Annotated in this window: 15 protein-coding genes; 12 read left to right on the top strand and 3 right to left on the bottom strand. The window is 60.3% G+C overall.

Annotated features, from left to right (window positions below; all coding sequences use genetic code 11):
* Positions 1-39 precede the first annotated feature (39 nt).
* The 5 genes from AB4O41_RS10595 (at position 40) to AB4O41_RS10575 (ending at position 4423) form a co-directional block, all read left to right on the top strand.
* Positions 40-918 carry an acyl-CoA dehydrogenase gene (locus AB4O41_RS10595; RefSeq protein WP_460147684.1) on the top strand — a complete coding sequence of 293 codons (879 nt, stop codon included), beginning with the start codon at positions 40-42 and terminating at the stop codon, positions 916-918.
* Between the two features lie 183 nt (positions 919-1101).
* The gene (locus tag AB4O41_RS10590; protein ID WP_460147683.1) at positions 1102-2193 is read left to right on the top strand and encodes a serine hydrolase domain-containing protein; all 1092 of its coding nucleotides are present in this window, start codon (positions 1102-1104) and stop codon (positions 2191-2193) included.
* Positions 2190-2519, top strand: coding sequence for an amidase (locus tag AB4O41_RS10585; protein ID WP_460147682.1), 330 nt, complete (start codon positions 2190-2192; stop codon positions 2517-2519). The genes AB4O41_RS10590 and AB4O41_RS10585 overlap by 4 nt, the downstream gene beginning before the upstream one ends.
* A gap of 154 nt (positions 2520-2673) precedes the next feature.
* Positions 2674-3264 (top strand): YceI family protein, encoded by a 591-nt coding sequence (locus tag AB4O41_RS10580; protein ID WP_460147681.1) that lies wholly within the window; start codon positions 2674-2676, stop codon positions 3262-3264.
* 1 nt (position 3265) lies between these two features.
* Positions 3266-4423, top strand: coding sequence for a phospholipase D-like domain-containing protein (locus tag AB4O41_RS10575; RefSeq protein ID WP_460147680.1), 1158 nt, complete (start codon positions 3266-3268; stop codon positions 4421-4423).
* Positions 4424-4563: 140 nt separating this feature from the next.
* Here the strand turns inward: AB4O41_RS10575 and bglX are convergent, their stop codons facing one another.
* Positions 4564-6855 carry a beta-glucosidase BglX gene (gene bglX, locus AB4O41_RS10570; RefSeq protein WP_460147679.1) on the bottom strand — a complete coding sequence of 764 codons (2292 nt, stop codon included), beginning with the start codon at positions 6853-6855 and terminating at the stop codon, positions 4564-4566.
* Between the two features lie 238 nt (positions 6856-7093).
* On the opposite strand from bglX, the gene AB4O41_RS10565 reads away from it, so the two are divergent.
* The 4 genes from AB4O41_RS10565 to AB4O41_RS10550 all read left to right on the top strand — a co-directional run bounded on the left by AB4O41_RS10565 (position 7094) and on the right by AB4O41_RS10550 (position 10555).
* Positions 7094-7705 carry a LemA family protein gene (locus AB4O41_RS10565; RefSeq protein ID WP_460147678.1) on the top strand — a complete coding sequence of 204 codons (612 nt, stop codon included), beginning with the start codon at positions 7094-7096 and terminating at the stop codon, positions 7703-7705.
* A gap of 43 nt (positions 7706-7748) precedes the next feature.
* Positions 7749-8495: a TPM domain-containing protein gene (locus tag AB4O41_RS10560; protein WP_460147677.1), complete on the top strand. Its 747-nt coding sequence runs from the start codon at positions 7749-7751 to the stop codon at positions 8493-8495.
* A 46-nt stretch (positions 8496-8541) separates the two neighbouring features.
* Entirely contained in the window at positions 8542-9159 is a 618-nt protein-coding gene (locus AB4O41_RS10555; protein WP_460147676.1) for a TPM domain-containing protein, read from the top strand.
* Between the two features lie 181 nt (positions 9160-9340).
* Entirely contained in the window at positions 9341-10555 is a 1215-nt protein-coding gene (locus AB4O41_RS10550; protein WP_460147675.1) for a class I SAM-dependent methyltransferase, read from the top strand.
* A 106-nt stretch (positions 10556-10661) separates the two neighbouring features.
* Here the strand turns inward: AB4O41_RS10550 and AB4O41_RS10545 are convergent, their stop codons facing one another.
* Complete coding sequence (locus AB4O41_RS10545) at positions 10662-11552, bottom strand: DMT family transporter (RefSeq protein ID WP_460147674.1); 891 nt, start codon at positions 11550-11552, stop codon at positions 10662-10664.
* Between the two features lie 295 nt (positions 11553-11847).
* Here AB4O41_RS10545 and AB4O41_RS10540 point away from each other — a divergent pair, with 295 nt between their 5' ends.
* From AB4O41_RS10540 to AB4O41_RS10530, 3 genes are all read left to right on the top strand, one after another.
* On the top strand, positions 11848-12429 hold the full coding sequence (locus AB4O41_RS10540; RefSeq protein ID WP_460147673.1) for a DJ-1/PfpI family protein: 582 nt from the start codon (positions 11848-11850) through the stop codon (positions 12427-12429).
* A gap of 14 nt (positions 12430-12443) precedes the next feature.
* Positions 12444-12749, top strand: a complete 306-nt coding sequence (locus tag AB4O41_RS10535; protein ID WP_038979286.1) for a ribbon-helix-helix domain-containing protein — start codon at positions 12444-12446, stop codon at positions 12747-12749.
* 182 nt (positions 12750-12931) lie between these two features.
* A complete protein-coding gene (locus AB4O41_RS10530) occupies positions 12932-13276 on the top strand; it encodes a YegP family protein (protein WP_460147672.1) in 345 nt (114 codons plus the stop codon).
* A 189-nt stretch (positions 13277-13465) separates the two neighbouring features.
* Here AB4O41_RS10530 and AB4O41_RS10525 read toward each other — a convergent pair whose 3' ends face one another.
* On the bottom strand, positions 13466-14485 hold the full coding sequence (locus AB4O41_RS10525; RefSeq protein ID WP_460147671.1) for a DUF4917 family protein: 1020 nt from the start codon (positions 14483-14485) through the stop codon (positions 13466-13468).
* Positions 14486-14541: the final 56 nt, after the last annotated feature.

Here is a 14541-nt window from a genome sequence, read left to right as displayed (position 1 = left end):
TTTGGTGATGCTTATATGACAGCCCACAAGGAGCCTCTAATGCCCTGGCAAATCCTGTTGAAACGCCGCGATCGTCTGCCCGCCAATCCTGATCTGGGCGAAGGCTTTGCAGCCTTGTTGCAACAGTTGGGAGCGGTGTCGCCGTTCGAATTGGCGGTGGTCGGTGGACGGCTGATGGCGACACCGGGGCTGGCATTTCTGGTGGGTTATCAGGCGGCGTTGCGCATGCTCTGGCCAAGCGCACCGTTGAGCCTCGGCGCGTTGTGCGCGACGGAACAGCGCAGTTTGCGGGTGGCGGACATGCAGACCCACTTGCGCGACCTGCGCCTGAGCGGGCGCAAGGATTTCGTCACCGCCGGCGATGCCGCCGACTGGCTATTGGTCGCTGCTCGCAGTGAAGAACCCGGCGAAGTGCCGCGCTTGAACCTTGCGGTGGTTTACCCCGGCGAACCGGGTGTGCGTCTGGAGAAACTCGCGCCGATGTCACTGATGCCAGACATAGGCCACGGCCGGCTGTTTCTCGACAACGCGCTGTGTGAATTGCTGGCGGGGGATGGCTGGGACGCTTACGTCAAACCGTTCCGAACCCTGGAAGACATCTATGTGCTGAGCGCCATGACTGCGTGGCTGTACGGCGTGGGTCAAGACAGCGACTGGCCGCAGACCTTGCAACTGCGCTTGCTGGCGCTGCTGGCCGGGTGCGCGGAAGTCAGCCGCCAGGCGCCGAACAATCCGGCCGGGCATGTGTTGCTGGGCGGGTTGTTTGCGCAGTTCGATGGGCTCAAGGCCGAAGTGAATCAGGCCCTGGTCGATGGCCCGCCACAATGGGCGGCGATGTGGCAGCGCGATCAGGCCGTGATGGATTTGGCGGCAGGGGCGCGAGGGAAGCGGTTAGCGAAGGCGTTGGCGGTGTATTGACGGGCCTCATCGCGAGCAGGCTCGCTCCACATTGGATTTGTGTCGTGCCGCAGATGTGTGCTCAACACAGCCCTCCTGTGGGAGCGAGCCTGCTCGCGATAGCGATCCCATTGGCGACACAAATCCCGGAACTGTCATCAAGCTCGACTAGGCTCTGCAGGTTCATCCCTCCGAGCGCCCCCCATGTTCAAAGGCTTGTCCCTGATTGTCATGTTGCTGAGCCTCACGGCCCACGCCGAAAACTGGCCGGCCGAGCAATGGTCGCCCGGCCCGAACGTCACCGGCCCGGCACTTCAGGCCCTGGAAAACTTCGCTTTCCCACCCCGCGACGATGCCACTCACCAAGGCATTCGCACCGATGCCTTGCTGGTGATTCGCGACGGCCAACTCGTCTACGAACGCTACGCCGGCCCGACCACTGCGCAAACGCCGCACCTGACCTGGTCCATTAGCAAAAGCCTGATGGCCGCGGTGCTCGGTGTGGCCTATGGCGAAGGGCTGTTCAAACTGCAGGACCCGGCGGTGAAGTTCTATCCACCGCTGGAAAAACACCCCGCCATGACCATGGCGGATCTGCTGCACTGGGCCTCGGGCCTGGACTGGCAGGAAGACTACGAATACGCACCATTGAAGTCCTCGGTGGTGGCCATGCTTTACACCCGTGGTCACCGCGACATGGCCGCGTTCACTGCCAACCACGATGAGTACGCCAAACCCGGTCAGGCATTCCGCTACTCCAGCGGCGACAGCAACCTGCTGTCCGCCGCGCTTAAAGCCATCGTCGGTCCGGCCCGTTATCCGGATTATCCGTGGACCGCGCTGTTCGAACCCTTGGGGATTCGCAGTGCGGTGTGGGAAGCGGATGCCACGGGGACGTTTGTCGCATCGTCCTACGCCTACCTCACCGCCCGGGATCTGGCGCGGGTCGGCCTGTTGATGGCGCGCGACGGTCGTTGGCGTGAGCGGCAATTGCTGGCCAAGGATTGGGTCGACTTCAGCCGCGAGCCTTTCGCTGGCTATCAAGCCAACCAGGATGAAGCAGTGCCCGGCGGGCATTGGTGGCTCAATCGCGCGGTAGGTGACGCGACACAGCCTTGGCCCGATGCCCCCGCCGACACCTTCGCCGCGCTGGGTCATTGGGGCCAGGCGATGTACGTGATTCCCAGCGAGAAGCTGGTGATCGTGCGCTACGGCGATGATCGCGATGGGAGTTATCGGCACAACGAATTGCTCAAACTCGCGCTCAAGGCCTTTGCCATGAAGGTGCAGCCATGAGCCATCACCGTTTTATTCGCCGTCGACCGTTCAGCACGCTGTTGCTGGTGCTGTTGATCGCCTTGCTTGGCTGGGTCTGGCAGGAGCGGGTGGCGTTATGGGCTTTCCCGGACATCATCAGCGCCTACACCGCCAAGGAATTCTGTTCTTGCCGCTATGTGATGAACAATCCGGCCGAGTATTGCCAGAGCTATGTGAAGCAATATTTGCCCACCAGCGGGTTCGTCGATGACGCTGCGAACAAGCGCGTGACGGTGGGTGGTATGGGGCGTAGCAATAGCGCTGTTTGGGTCGGCGAACGGCAGGGATGTCGGTTGATGCCCTGAAAAGATCGCAGCCTTCGGCAGCTCCTACATCGACCGCGTGCAACCCAGTAGGAGCTGCCGAAGGCTGCGATCTTTTGATCTTTTGATCTGTGCGGTTTGCAATGCGCCCACGGGCGGTTAAGGTTCGCTCAGGTTTATCTGCCCCCGAGTTTCTATGTTCAAGCGGTCCTTCTCCAAAACCCTCGCTTTCCTGCTGCTGGCCGGTGTCACCGTGTCGGCCCAGGCCAATTGGTATCTGGACGGCGAGTCCTCGCGGCTGTCGTTCATCAGCACTAAAAACGCCAACATCTCCGAAGTGCAGCGATTTCTGGTGCTGCACGGCAAGGTCGATCCCAAGGGCCTGGCGCAGGTGGAGGTTGAAATGGAGTCGGTCAGCAGCGGCATTCCGTTGCGCGACGAACGCATGCGCAAGGAGCTGTTCGAGATCCAGACGTTTCCCGAAGCGCTGATCACCACGCAGATCGATCTGCGGCCGATCAACGACTTGGCGCCCGGTGCGCAACTGGAGTTGCGTTTGCCGCTGACCGTCAACCTGCACGGCAAACAACACCAATACAACGCCGAACTGCTGGCGACCCGTCTCGATGACCGGCGCTTCCAAGTGGTGACCCTTGAGCCTTTGGTGATCAGCGCTGAAGATTTCGACCTGGCCCCGGGCCTGGAAAGCTTGCGCAAGGTGGCCGGTTTGTCGGCAATCAGTTTGTCGGTGCCGGTGGGTGCGGTGCTGATTTTCACGGCGCGCTGAGATGCGTGGCGCAATTTTCCCGTGGCGCGAAGGCAACCGCTTTGAACTGCTGATCGACGGCCCGCAGTTTTTTCCGCGAATGCTGGTGGCGATTGCCCGCGCCGAAGAACAAGTCGAACTGGAACTGTACCTGGTGGAGGCGGGAGCCTGCGCCGAGGCCATGGTTCAGGCGCTGGTCCAGGCTGCCGAACGCGGTGTGCGAGTGCGCTGCCTGTTCGATGACTACGGCAGCCTGGCCTTTACCCTGACCTTGCGTCAGCGCTTGATGACCGCCGGTGTCGAGTTGCGTTTCTACAATCGCCTGAGCTGGCGCCGTTGGGTGGGCAACTTTTATCGCGATCACCGCAAGCTGCTGCTGGTGGATCAATGCCTGGCCGTGGTCGGCGGCACCGGGGTCACCGATGAGTTCTGGACGCCAGGGGAAGACACCAGCGAATGGCACGAAGTGATGGTGGAAATCGGCGGCCCGTTGGTGCTCGACTGGCAGTTATTGTTCGACCGCCAATGGATCGCCAACCGCCATCGACGCGCCTGGAAACCCACTGCGCACTTCGGTTTGCCGCGCTTGCCGCGAGTGCCGGCCATGGGCGAGGGCATGGGCCGAGTCGCCTATGCCGACGCCCGCCAACACCGCGATATTTTGCAGTCGCTGGTTCGTGCGCTGAACAGCGGCCAACGCCGAATCTGGCTGGCCACGCCGTATTTCCTGCCGACTTGGAAAGTCCGTCGCTCACTGCGCCGGGCGGCGGCTCGTGGCCTGGATGTGCGTCTGCTGCTGACCGGGCCGCGGACCGATCACCCGTCGGTGCGCTACGCCGGGCATCGCTACTACCCGCGTCTGCTCAGGGCCGGGGTGAAAATCTTCGAATACCAGCCGTGTTTCCTGCACCTGAAAATGGTGTTGATCGATGACTGGGTGAGTATCGGCTCGTGCAACTTCGATCACTGGAATCTGCGCTTTAATCTGGAAGCCAACCTCGAAGCACTGGACCCCGGGCTGACCCGGGCGGTGGCGGCGAGTTTCGAGAATGATTTTGCCCTGAGCCAGGAAGTCAGTCTCGAAGCATGGAAGCGCCGACCGTTGTGGCGGCGGGTCAAGCAGCGGGTATGGGGATGGGTGGATCGGCTGGTGGTGAATCTGCTGGATCGGCGGGACTGAGCCCAATTTCCGCAACACCCTAAACCACTGTGGGAGCGGGCTTGCCCGCGATGGCGGCCTCACATTCGACAAAGATGTTGAATGTTATGGCCTCATCGCGGGCAAGCCCGCTCCCACAGGTTTTTGTGGCGTATGACTAATTACAGCAACTCAAAGCTCTGCTGCGTCACGTCCTGGGAGTCCAGGCCGATCTGCACGTTGAACTTGCCCGGTTCCGCGGCGTACTTGAGCTGGGCGTTGTAGAACTTCAGGTCATCCTCGGTGATGGTGAAGTGCACGACTTTCTGTTCGCCGGCCTTGACCAATACTTTCTGGAAGTTCTTCAGTTCCTTGACCGGGCGGATCATCGAACCGGTCACGTCCTGGATGTACAGCTGCACCACGGTTTCGCCGTCACGCTTGCCGGTGTTCTTCACCACGACGCTGGCGTCGAGCTTGCCGGTCTTGTTCAGTGTGGTCGACGACAGCGCCATGTCGGTCAGGCTGAACTGGGTGTAGCTCAGGCCGAAGCCGAACGGGAACAGTGGCCCGGTGGTGTCTTCGAAATACTGCGAGGTGTAATTGCCCGGTTTGCCCGGAGTGAACGGGCGGCCAATGCTCAGGTGGTTGTAGTAGGTCGGAATCTGACCCACCGAGCGCGGGACGGTGATCGGCAGTTTGCCCGACGGGTTGTAGTCGCCGAAGAGCACGTCAGCGATGGCGTTGCCGCCTTCGGTGCCGCTGAACCAGGTTTCCAGAATCGCGTCAGCCTGCTCGTTCTCTTCGAGAATCGACAGCGGACGGCCGTTCATCAATACCAGCACCAACGGTTTTCCGGTGGCTTTCAACGCCTTGATCAGCTCGCGCTGGGCGGCCGGGATGTTCAGGTCGGTGCGGCTCGACGATTCGTGGGACATGCCACGGGATTCGCCCACCGCTGCCACCACCACATCCGCTTGCTTGGCAGCTTTCACCGCTTCATCGATCAGGGCATTGGCCGAGCGCGGATCATCCACCACTTCCGGCGCGTCGAAGTTGAGGAAGTTCAGGTAATCGAGGATTTTCTTGTCGCTGGTGATGTTCGCGCCACGGGCATAGATCAGCGTCGATTGCGCGCCAAGCGCGGTGGTCATGCCGTCGAACAAGGTCACCGATTGCTCGGGACGGCCAGCAGCAGCCCAACTGCCCATCATGTCGATCGGCGCCTTGGCCAGTGGACCGACCAGAGCGATTTTCGCGGTTTTCTTCAGCGGCAGGGTGTCGCCCTGGTTCTTCAGCAACACCAGGCTGCGGCGCGCGACATCACGAGCCTCGGCACGGTGCAGGCGGCTTTCGGCATAGGTGTCGGCCGGGTCGTCCTCGGCCTTGCCGATGCGCAAGTACGGGTCTTTGAACAGGCCTATGTCGTACTTGGCGGCGAGCACTTCACGTACGGCGTTGTCGATGTCTTTCTGTTCGATTTCACCGGCCTTCAGCAGCCCTGGCAATTCCTTGCCATAGAGGGTGTCGTTCATGCTCATGTCGATGCCGGCCTTGATCGCCAGCTTCGCGGCTTCGCGACCGTCAGCGGCGACGCCGTGCTTGATCAGTTCGAAAATCGCCCCGTGATCACTGACCGCCAGGCCCTTGAAGCCCCATTCCTTGCGCAGCAGGTCGTTCATCAGCCAGGTGTTGGCGGTGGCCGGCACGCCGTTGATCGAGTTCAGCGCAACCATTACCCCGCCGGCACCGGCGTCAATCGCCGCGCGGTACGGTGGCAGGTAATCCTGGTACATCTTGACCGGGCTCATGTCGACGACGTTGTAGTCGCGACCGCCCTCGACCGCGCCGTACAAGGCAAAATGCTTGACGCTGGCCATGATGCTGTCGGCCGCGTTCGCGCCTGAGCCCTGGAACGCCTTGACCATTACGCCGGCGATCCGTGAGACCAGATAGGTGTCTTCGCCGAAGCCTTCGGACGTGCGGCCCCAGCGTGGGTCGCGGGAGATATCGACCATCGGCGCGAAGGTGATGTCGAGGCTATCAGCCGCCGCTTCCTGGGCGGCGATGCGCCCGGAGCGACCGATGGCGTCCATGTCCCAGCTCGAAGCCAGGGCCAGCGGAATCGGGAAAATGGTGCGGTGGCCGTGGATCACGTCATAGGCGAAGAACATCGGGATCTTCAACCGGCTGCGCATGGCCGCGTCCTGCATCGGACGGTTTTCGGCGCGGGTGATCGAGTTGAAGGTGCCGCCGATATTGCCGGCAGCGATCTCCTTGCGGATCATCTCCCGCGGCATTTCCGGGCCGATGCTGATCAGGCGCAACTGGCCGATCTTTTCATCGAGGGTCATCTGCTTCATCAGGTGGCTGATGAAGGCGTCCTTGTTCTCTATCGGTGCGGGCGTCGTGGCGGCCAATACGGTATGACTGGCCAGGCTGACGAACAGGCCCAGCAAACACAGCTTCTTCATGAATGGTTTTCTCATAAGCCTAAACGGCAGTGAATACACGCCGGTCAGCCAAAATTTTGGGAGCGACTATTGTTGTTCAGGTAAATGCAGACTCACTTGCGCAGTGTGTCAGCGCTGGGCCATCTTTTAGCCCATTGGCTCGATGCAATCCAGTAGCGGCGCAGATTATGCCCCAAGAGCCAGGTTCAGGGTTCGCAGGTTGTTTCATCAACGGAATAGGCAAGGGAGCATCAACCCGATGAATGTACGACATCACTATCGGTCGAGCCTGCAGGTTGCAGCCTTGATGTGGCTCACAGCACTGCTGGCCGGCTGCGGCATCAACAATATCCCGACCCTCGACGAACAGGCCAAGGGTGCCTGGGGCCAGGTGCAGAACCAGTACCAGCGTCGCGCCGACCTGATTCCCAATCTGGTGGAAACCGTCAAGGGTTATGCCCAGCATGAGCAAGACACCCTGACCGCGGTGATCGAAGCCCGCGCCAAGGCGACGTCGATTCAGGTGGATGCCAGCACGCTGGACAATCCGGAAAAACTCAAACAGTACGAGCAGGCGCAGAATCAGCTGACCGGCGCGTTGAGTCGGTTGATGGTGGTGTCCGAGCGCTACCCGGACCTCAAGGCCAACCAGAACTTCCTGGCGCTGCAATCACAACTTGAAGGCACCGAGAACCGCATCGCCGTGGCGCGTCGCGACTTCATCCTGGCGGTGCAGAAATACAATACCGAGATCCGCACCTTTCCCGGTCGCCTGTGGCACACCGTGATGTATAGCGATCTGCCAATCCGCGAAACCTTCGAGGCCACCAGCCCCGGTGCCGAGAAAGCGCCTGAAGTGAAGTTCCAGTAAGCGCTGGAACGGACTTGAAGCGTCACCAAGGATGAGGTTGCCAATGCGCGTGTTGAATGTGGGCCTGGTGCTGATGTTCTGGGTGTATGCCCTGACGGCCCAGGCCGAGTTGAAGTTCCCGGAATTGACCGGGCGGGTGGTGGACAACGCCCAGATGATCGAGCCTGCGGTGCGCGAGCAGCTTGTTCAGCAGCTTAACGCCCATGAAAAAACCACCGGCGAGCAATTGGTGGTGGTGACGTTGCCGGACTTGCAGGGCACCGACATCGCGGATTTCGGTTATCAGCTGGGACGCTACTGGGGCATCGGCCAGAAGGACAAGAACAACGGCGCGCTGCTGATCGTTGCGCGTGCCGAGCGCAAGCTGCGGATCGAAGTCGGTTATGGCCTGGAAGGTCGCCTGACCGATGCGCAGAGTTCGGTGATCATCAATCAGGTGATCACGCCCGCATTCAAGGCCGGCAACTTCAGTAAAGGCATCAGCGATGGCGTCGCGGCGATGCTGGTGGTGCTGGGCGGCAATCCGCTGGACGAACCGTCGACGGTGTATGAACCGCGTGGTGATCAGGAGAGCGATTTCGTTGGGCGGCATCCAGGGTTGTTCGTGTTTCTGGCGTTGCTGTTTATCCTGACGATCTTCATCGGCCAGATGTTCGGTATTCTGCCCAGCGGGGGAGGCCGTGGCGGCTCGGGAGGCGGTTTCGGCGGTGGAGGTTTTGGCGGCGGTGGCGGGGGCTTCAGCGGCGGCGGGGGCAGTTTCGGGGGCGGCGGTTCATCGGGCGGCTGGTGATCACACTGCAGGTAAAAACAACAATAGCGAGCAGGCATTCATAAACATGGCATTACTGACTGAACACGAACAACGCAAAGTCGCCGAGGCAATTGCCCGGGTCGAGCGCGATACCGACGCCGAACTGGTGACGGTGCTGGCGGCCCGCGCCGACGATTACGCGTATATCCCGCTGCTCTGGGCCAGTCTGCTGGCACTGGTGGTGCCGGGTATCGTGCATTACCTGACGGGCTGGTTGACCCTGCACAGCCTGTTGCTGGTGCAATGGCTCAGCTTCATCGTGTTGTGCCTGGCGTTCCGGATCCCGAAAATCACCACGCGCCTGATCCCGCGCTCGGTGCGTCACTGGCGCGCATCGAACCTGGCGCGCCGGCAGTTTCTGGAGCAAAACCTGCACCACACGGTGGGCAGCACCGGCATGCTGATTTTCGTCTCCGAGGCCGAGCGCTATGTGGAGATTCTGGTGGATGAAGGGATTTCCAAACGGCTGGACAACAAGAACTGGGACGCGATAGTGGCGGCGTTTACGCAGCAGGTGAAGCAGGGACAGACGTTGCAGGGGTTTGTGACATGCATCGAGGCGTGCGGCGAGTTGCTCAAGGTGCATGTGCCGGTGACCCATGTGCGCAATGAATTGCCGAATCGATTGGTGGTGTTGAGTTGAGGCCATTTCCAGCCTGAGGCACTTTGTTTGAGGTGCTTTGTTTGAGCTGCTTTAGTGGCGAGGGAGCAAGCTCCCTCGCCACAGAATATTAGCCGTTTGGCAAATAACAGTGTTCCTGAACTCCATCCCCCCTAAAATACCCACCATTCCCCGATTCGCACCGCCCGAGGCCGTTTTTTCCATGTCTGTCACCGCCACTCCCGCCAGCCTCGCGCCGGATCACCACACCCAGTTCATCGACCTGCTGCAAACCAGCCTCGATCAGAGCGCCTTCATCAAACTGGTGCTGGCCAAGTACGTCGGTACAGAGGCGGATTTGCAGCGGCTGATCATCAAGCAACTGACGGTCAAGGATCAGCCATGCCTGTCCTTCGTCTACCGCTACAAGACCCGCGACATCACCAAAAACCTGCCGCTTGCCGAAGGCGTGGCGACCATTGCTGCGCTGTTGCCCGCATCGTTCAAAAATGCGCATTTACTGTCATTGACCGACGAAGCTCAGCTCGAATACAGCAAAAAGGGCAAATCTTCGCTGTTCAAGAGCAAACCTCAGCAATTGCGCGAAGTGCCGTCCGCCGAGCACAACCGCGAGAAGAACCGTTTCCTCGACCTGAGCCGACCGTTTCTCAAAGACCTCGGCGTGACCAACGCGCAGCATGAGCTGATCCCGGCGATGTCGCGCAAATGGAAGCAGATCAACAAGTTCATCGAAGTCTTCAGCCATGCGCTGACCTCATCGCCGCTGGCGCTGGACAAACCGGTGCGGGTGGCGGATTTCGGCTCGGGCAAGGGTTACCTGACGTTCGCGATCCACGACTACCTGCGCAACACCCTGAAGGCCGAGGGCGAGGTGACCGGCGTCGAGCTGCGCGAAGACATGGTCAGCCTGTGCAACATCGCCGCTGCGAAGCTGGAACATCCGGGGCTGGTGTTCAAATGCGGTGACGTGCGCAGCGTCGCGCCGAGCGAACTGGACGTGATGATCGCGTTGCATGCCTGCGACATCGCCACCGACTACGCGATCCATACCGGCATTCGTTCCGGCGCTTCGATCATCATGTGTTCGCCGTGCTGCCACAAACAGATCCGCCTGCAGATCCAGAGCCCGGCGCTGCTCAAGCCGATGTTGCAATACGGCCTGCACCTGGGCCAGCAGGCGGAAATGGTCACCGACAGTTTGCGTGCACTGTTTCTGGAAGCCTGTGGCTACGAGACCAAGGTCTTTGAGTTCATCTCTCTGGACCACACCAACAAGAACAAGATGATCCTGGCGGTCAAGCGCGCCGAACCGGTGGACCCGGCTCAGCTGTTGGTGAAGATTCAGGAACTGAAGGACTTCTACCACATCAGCGAACATTGCCTGGAAACCCTGCTGCGGGCTGACGGTTATCTCTGATCGCTGCTGCTGGATGTGACGGCCGCCGCTAATTCTGTAGGAGCCAGGCTTGCCGGCGAAGGCGATCTCGAGGACGCCTTCGCCGGCAAGCCTGGCTCCTACAGGGTTAGGCCGTGGCAACACGCGCGGGTTGCACCACCGTCTTGCGCCCCAACATCACCGTCACGATCACCCCGGCCGCAAACAGCCAGGTAATCGGCTCGACATGTTCACCGAAGAACAACGCCGAAAACGCGATGGTGAAGAAGATCTGCAGCAACTGGATCTGGCTGACCCGGGCAATGCCGCCCATGGCCAACCCGGCGTACCAGGCAAAGAACCCGATGAACTGCGAAAACAGCGAGACGTAACCAAACGCCCACCAGGTCTTGGCCGAAATCTCGCCCTGATGTTGCAGCGCCAGATACACCACCGGCCCGATCAGCAGCGGCGTCGACAGCACCAGCGCCCAGCAGATCACCTGCCAGCCGCCCATCTCCTTGGCCAACCGGCCGCCTTCGGCATAACCCAACCCACCCACGGCAATCGCGCCGAGCATCAACAAATCACCAGCCTGAATGCTGCCGGCGCCGCTGATCAGCGCATAACCGAGCACCAACGCACTGCCCAACGCGGCGCAGGCCCAGAAGGCTTTCGACGGACGCTCATGGGACAGCCACGCGGCATACAGCGCCACGCACAGCGGTTGCAAGCCGTTGACCAGTGCGCCGTGAGAGGCGGGCAAGGTCTGCATGGCCCAGGCCGACAGCACCGGGAAGCCGAGGATGACCCCGGCGATTACCAGCGTAAGTCCTTTGACCTGCTTCCAGGTGGGCCATTTTTCACGGCGCCACAGCAATAAAAGCGCTGCCGGAATCGCCGCGAACAGCGCCCGGCCAAGGCCGTTGAGCAGGGGATGGAGTTCCTGCACGACGATCCGTGTGAAGGGCAGGGTCAGGCTGAAGATAACGACGCCGAGCAGGCCGAGGGCCATGCCGGTGTTTTCGCGCGAGGACATGATGGCAACCAGAATCGAAGGTGGCGGGAAGAGTCTTCATCTAGCCATAAACTGTTCATACCGCTCTGTTACAGCTAGGCGCAGAGTTATCCGTACAGTTTGCGGACGCCATCGCGGGCAAGCCCGCTCCCACAGGTATTGTGGTGTTCTTGCGGGCGATGCAAAAACCTGTGGGAGCGTGGCTTGCCCGCGATGAACGATGACGCGGTCCATCGGTAGTAGCTGGTTATTACCCGCCCCTCTGGATAAAGACTACCTTGAATACTCCTACGTATTTCCCAGAGGAGTCCTCCCCATGGCGGCTAAAAAAATTCTGATGCTAGTCGGTGATTACGTCGAAGACTACGAAGTGATGGTGCCGTTCCAGGCGCTGCTGATGGTCGGCCACACGGTACACGCCGTTTGCCCGGACAAAACCGCCGGCCAGACCGTGCGCACAGCGATCCATGACTTCGAAGGCGACCAGACCTACAGCGAAAAACCCGGCCACCTGTTTGCCCTGAACTACGATTTTTCCAAGGTAGACGCGGCGGACTACGACGCGCTGCTGGTGCCGGGCGGTCGTGCGCCGGAGTACCTGCGCCTGAACGAAAAAGTCCTGGACCTGGTGCGAGCGTTCGACAAAGCCGGCAAACCGATCGCCGCCGTGTGTCACGGTGCGCAACTGTTGGCCGCGGCAGGCATTCTTGAAGGTCGCGAGTGCAGCGCCTATCCAGCATGTGCTCCGGAAGTGCGCCTGGCTGGCGGCACGTTCATCGATATCCCGGTGACGGAAGGTCACGTTCAAGGCAATCTAGCCACTGCACCGGCCTGGCCGGCACACCCGAGCTGGCTGGCCGGTTTCCTCGGGTTGCTGGGCACCAAAATCACGCTGTAACGAGGGACGTTTCCATGTGCGAGCTCTACGTCAAGGCCGATCCGATTCTCTACGAGTCGCGCTCCCGCTCGCTGCGCATCTGCGGGGTGGTCACTACCCTGCGGCTGGAGAATCAGTTCTGGGACATCCTCAGCGAAATCGCCGAAGTCGACGGCATGACCACCAATCAGTTGATCGCCAAGCTGTATGAAGAGGTGATGGACTACCGCGGCGAAGTGGTGAATTTCGCCTCGTTTTTGCGGGTCAGCTGCATGCGTTACCTGAGCCAGCGTCGGGTGCAGACACCTGAGTTGTCGGTGGTGCGGGCGGTGGTGAAGTAGCGAGGTGTTGTGCTGACTTTGTCGGCCCCATCGCGAGCAGGCTCGCTCCCATAATGGACTGATGTACACAAACCCACTGTGGGAGCGAGCCTGCTCGCGATGGCGGCGGTATAGGCGACAGAAGCAGTGGGGTGGTCTTTACTCTGAAGCGCGAAACCTCTCAATCGCCAAGGAGAAAAAGCATGTCTGGATGGTACGAAGTGAGCAAAACCGTCAACGGTCAATTCAAGTTTGTATTGAAAGCGGCCAATGCCGAAACCATTCTGACCAGTGAGCTGTATACCTCTCGCGGGGGGGCCGATAGCGGTATCGCCTCGGTTCAGGCCAACAGTCCGCTGGACGAACGCTACGAGAAAAAAACCACCAAGGACGGTCATCCTTATTTCAACCTGAAGGCCGGTAACCACGAGATCATCGGCAGCAGCGAATCCTACTCATCGGATGCCGCAAGGGATAAGGGCATCGCCAGCGTCAAGGCCAACGGCCCGACCACGGTAATCAAGGACAAGACCTTGCCGGTGTTCTAAACACCGGATACCTAATGTGGGGGCGAGCCTGCTCGCGATGAGGCCATAACAGTCAACATAAATGTTGAATGTCAGACCGCTATCGCGAGCAGGCTCGCTCCCACATTGGTTCGGCGGCGTTTACAAATCCGTGTGGGAGCGGCGGTGCGACGATTCGACTTGCCCGCGAAGGGGCCGGCCTCGGCGCTACTAAACCTCGACCGGTACAGTCAGCTTGGGACTACCCAGCGCATGCGTCTTCGAATCAAAAAAACGCAGCTCCACCCCCGTTCCCTCAAACACCTTCGCGTAATGCCGCTTCTGATGCTGGATGAATGCCTTGCTGCGCGGGTAAATCGAGATCGCCACTGTCTTCGGCTTTGCCTGGCGCAATGCATGAATGATGTGACTGTCCTGCTCGCCAAGGGCGTGCCCGAAGATGCACAACCCATCGCCATGGCCCAGTAACTGGTCGTAGCAGAACGACAGGTAATCCGAGCTGCGAATGGTCTTGAGCTTGTCCTGGGTCGGACCTTCATTGACGAACAGCGGTACATCGTCGAGGGTCTTGATCGTATTGTTGATGGCGAAACTGCCCAGCAACGTACCCTCGGTCGACATCAATTTACGCGCCGTACCGTCCTGATTACGCACCAGATGCAGGCCGCCGTGCAGATACAGCAGCCGGGTTTTATCTGTTGCGGTGAGGCTCAGATCAAAACGCGGCTCGGAGCCCTGGAACAGATCGGTAATAGCGTCAGGCTGGTGCTGGATCGCCCAGTAGTTGAGCAAGTCGTAATTGGTGGTGAACACCGTCCGATAGCTGCCCAGTTCCTGATTGATCGTCGCCAGCGTCGAGGGCACCACCAACCGCCAAGGGATATGCACCGCATGCACGGTGTTGATCAGCGCTTCCTTGATCGCGTAATAGCGATTGCGCGGTGCGGCAGAGCTGACGGCCAACGCCTTGTTGACCCGGCTGGTGGTTTTCAGCGCCCCAAGCACTTGTTCGAAACTGCGCGTCTGCATCGCGTCGAACACGCTCAGTTCGGATTGGCTCAGAGGCTTCTCTTCGACCGTGCGGGCGTTTTCGAACAGCGAGTCATAGCCGAAGTCGTCCCATACCGCACGACTGGCACCGTTACCCACCAGCAGGCCGCCGAAAGAGGCGGTGGTGCGCAAGGCGTTCCAGTCTTCAAGTTGGGCATCGACATCCTGGAAATCGGTCATTGCGTTCGTTGTCTCAAAGCAAAAGGTCTGATGGACGGCGACTTTATCACGCCCCG

Source organism: Pseudomonas sp. S2_A02 (genome assembly GCF_054668495.1).
This window is presented reverse-complemented; position numbering and strand designations above follow the sequence as displayed.

Bases quoted from the DNA above. Each gene is read 5' to 3' on its own strand.
- AB4O41_RS10535 (WP_038979286.1), top strand. From the start codon at position 12,444: ATGTGCGAGCTCTACGTCAAGGCCGATCCGATTCTCTACGAGTCGCGC.
- AB4O41_RS10555 (WP_460147676.1), top strand. From the start codon at position 8,542: ATGGCATTACTGACTGAACACGAACAACGCAAAGTCGCCGAGGCAATT.
- AB4O41_RS10545 (WP_460147674.1), bottom strand. From the start codon at position 11,552: ATGTCCTCGCGCGAAAACACCGGCATGGCCCTCGGCCTGCTCGGCGTC.
- AB4O41_RS10565 (WP_460147678.1), top strand. From the start codon at position 7,094: ATGAATGTACGACATCACTATCGGTCGAGCCTGCAGGTTGCAGCCTTG.
- AB4O41_RS10595 (WP_460147684.1), top strand. From the start codon at position 40: ATGCCCTGGCAAATCCTGTTGAAACGCCGCGATCGTCTGCCCGCCAAT.
- AB4O41_RS10580 (WP_460147681.1), top strand. From the start codon at position 2,674: ATGTTCAAGCGGTCCTTCTCCAAAACCCTCGCTTTCCTGCTGCTGGCC.
- AB4O41_RS10575 (WP_460147680.1), top strand. From the start codon at position 3,266: ATGCGTGGCGCAATTTTCCCGTGGCGCGAAGGCAACCGCTTTGAACTG.
- AB4O41_RS10550 (WP_460147675.1), top strand. From the start codon at position 9,341: ATGTCTGTCACCGCCACTCCCGCCAGCCTCGCGCCGGATCACCACACC.
- bglX (WP_460147679.1), bottom strand. From the start codon at position 6,855: ATGAAGAAGCTGTGTTTGCTGGGCCTGTTCGTCAGCCTGGCCAGTCAT.
- AB4O41_RS10525 (WP_460147671.1), bottom strand. From the start codon at position 14,485: ATGACCGATTTCCAGGATGTCGATGCCCAACTTGAAGACTGGAACGCC.
- AB4O41_RS10560 (WP_460147677.1), top strand. From the start codon at position 7,749: ATGCGCGTGTTGAATGTGGGCCTGGTGCTGATGTTCTGGGTGTATGCC.
- AB4O41_RS10540 (WP_460147673.1), top strand. From the start codon at position 11,848: ATGGCGGCTAAAAAAATTCTGATGCTAGTCGGTGATTACGTCGAAGAC.
- AB4O41_RS10590 (WP_460147683.1), top strand. From the start codon at position 1,102: ATGTTCAAAGGCTTGTCCCTGATTGTCATGTTGCTGAGCCTCACGGCC.
- AB4O41_RS10530 (WP_460147672.1), top strand. From the start codon at position 12,932: ATGTCTGGATGGTACGAAGTGAGCAAAACCGTCAACGGTCAATTCAAG.
- AB4O41_RS10585 (WP_460147682.1), top strand. From the start codon at position 2,190: ATGAGCCATCACCGTTTTATTCGCCGTCGACCGTTCAGCACGCTGTTG.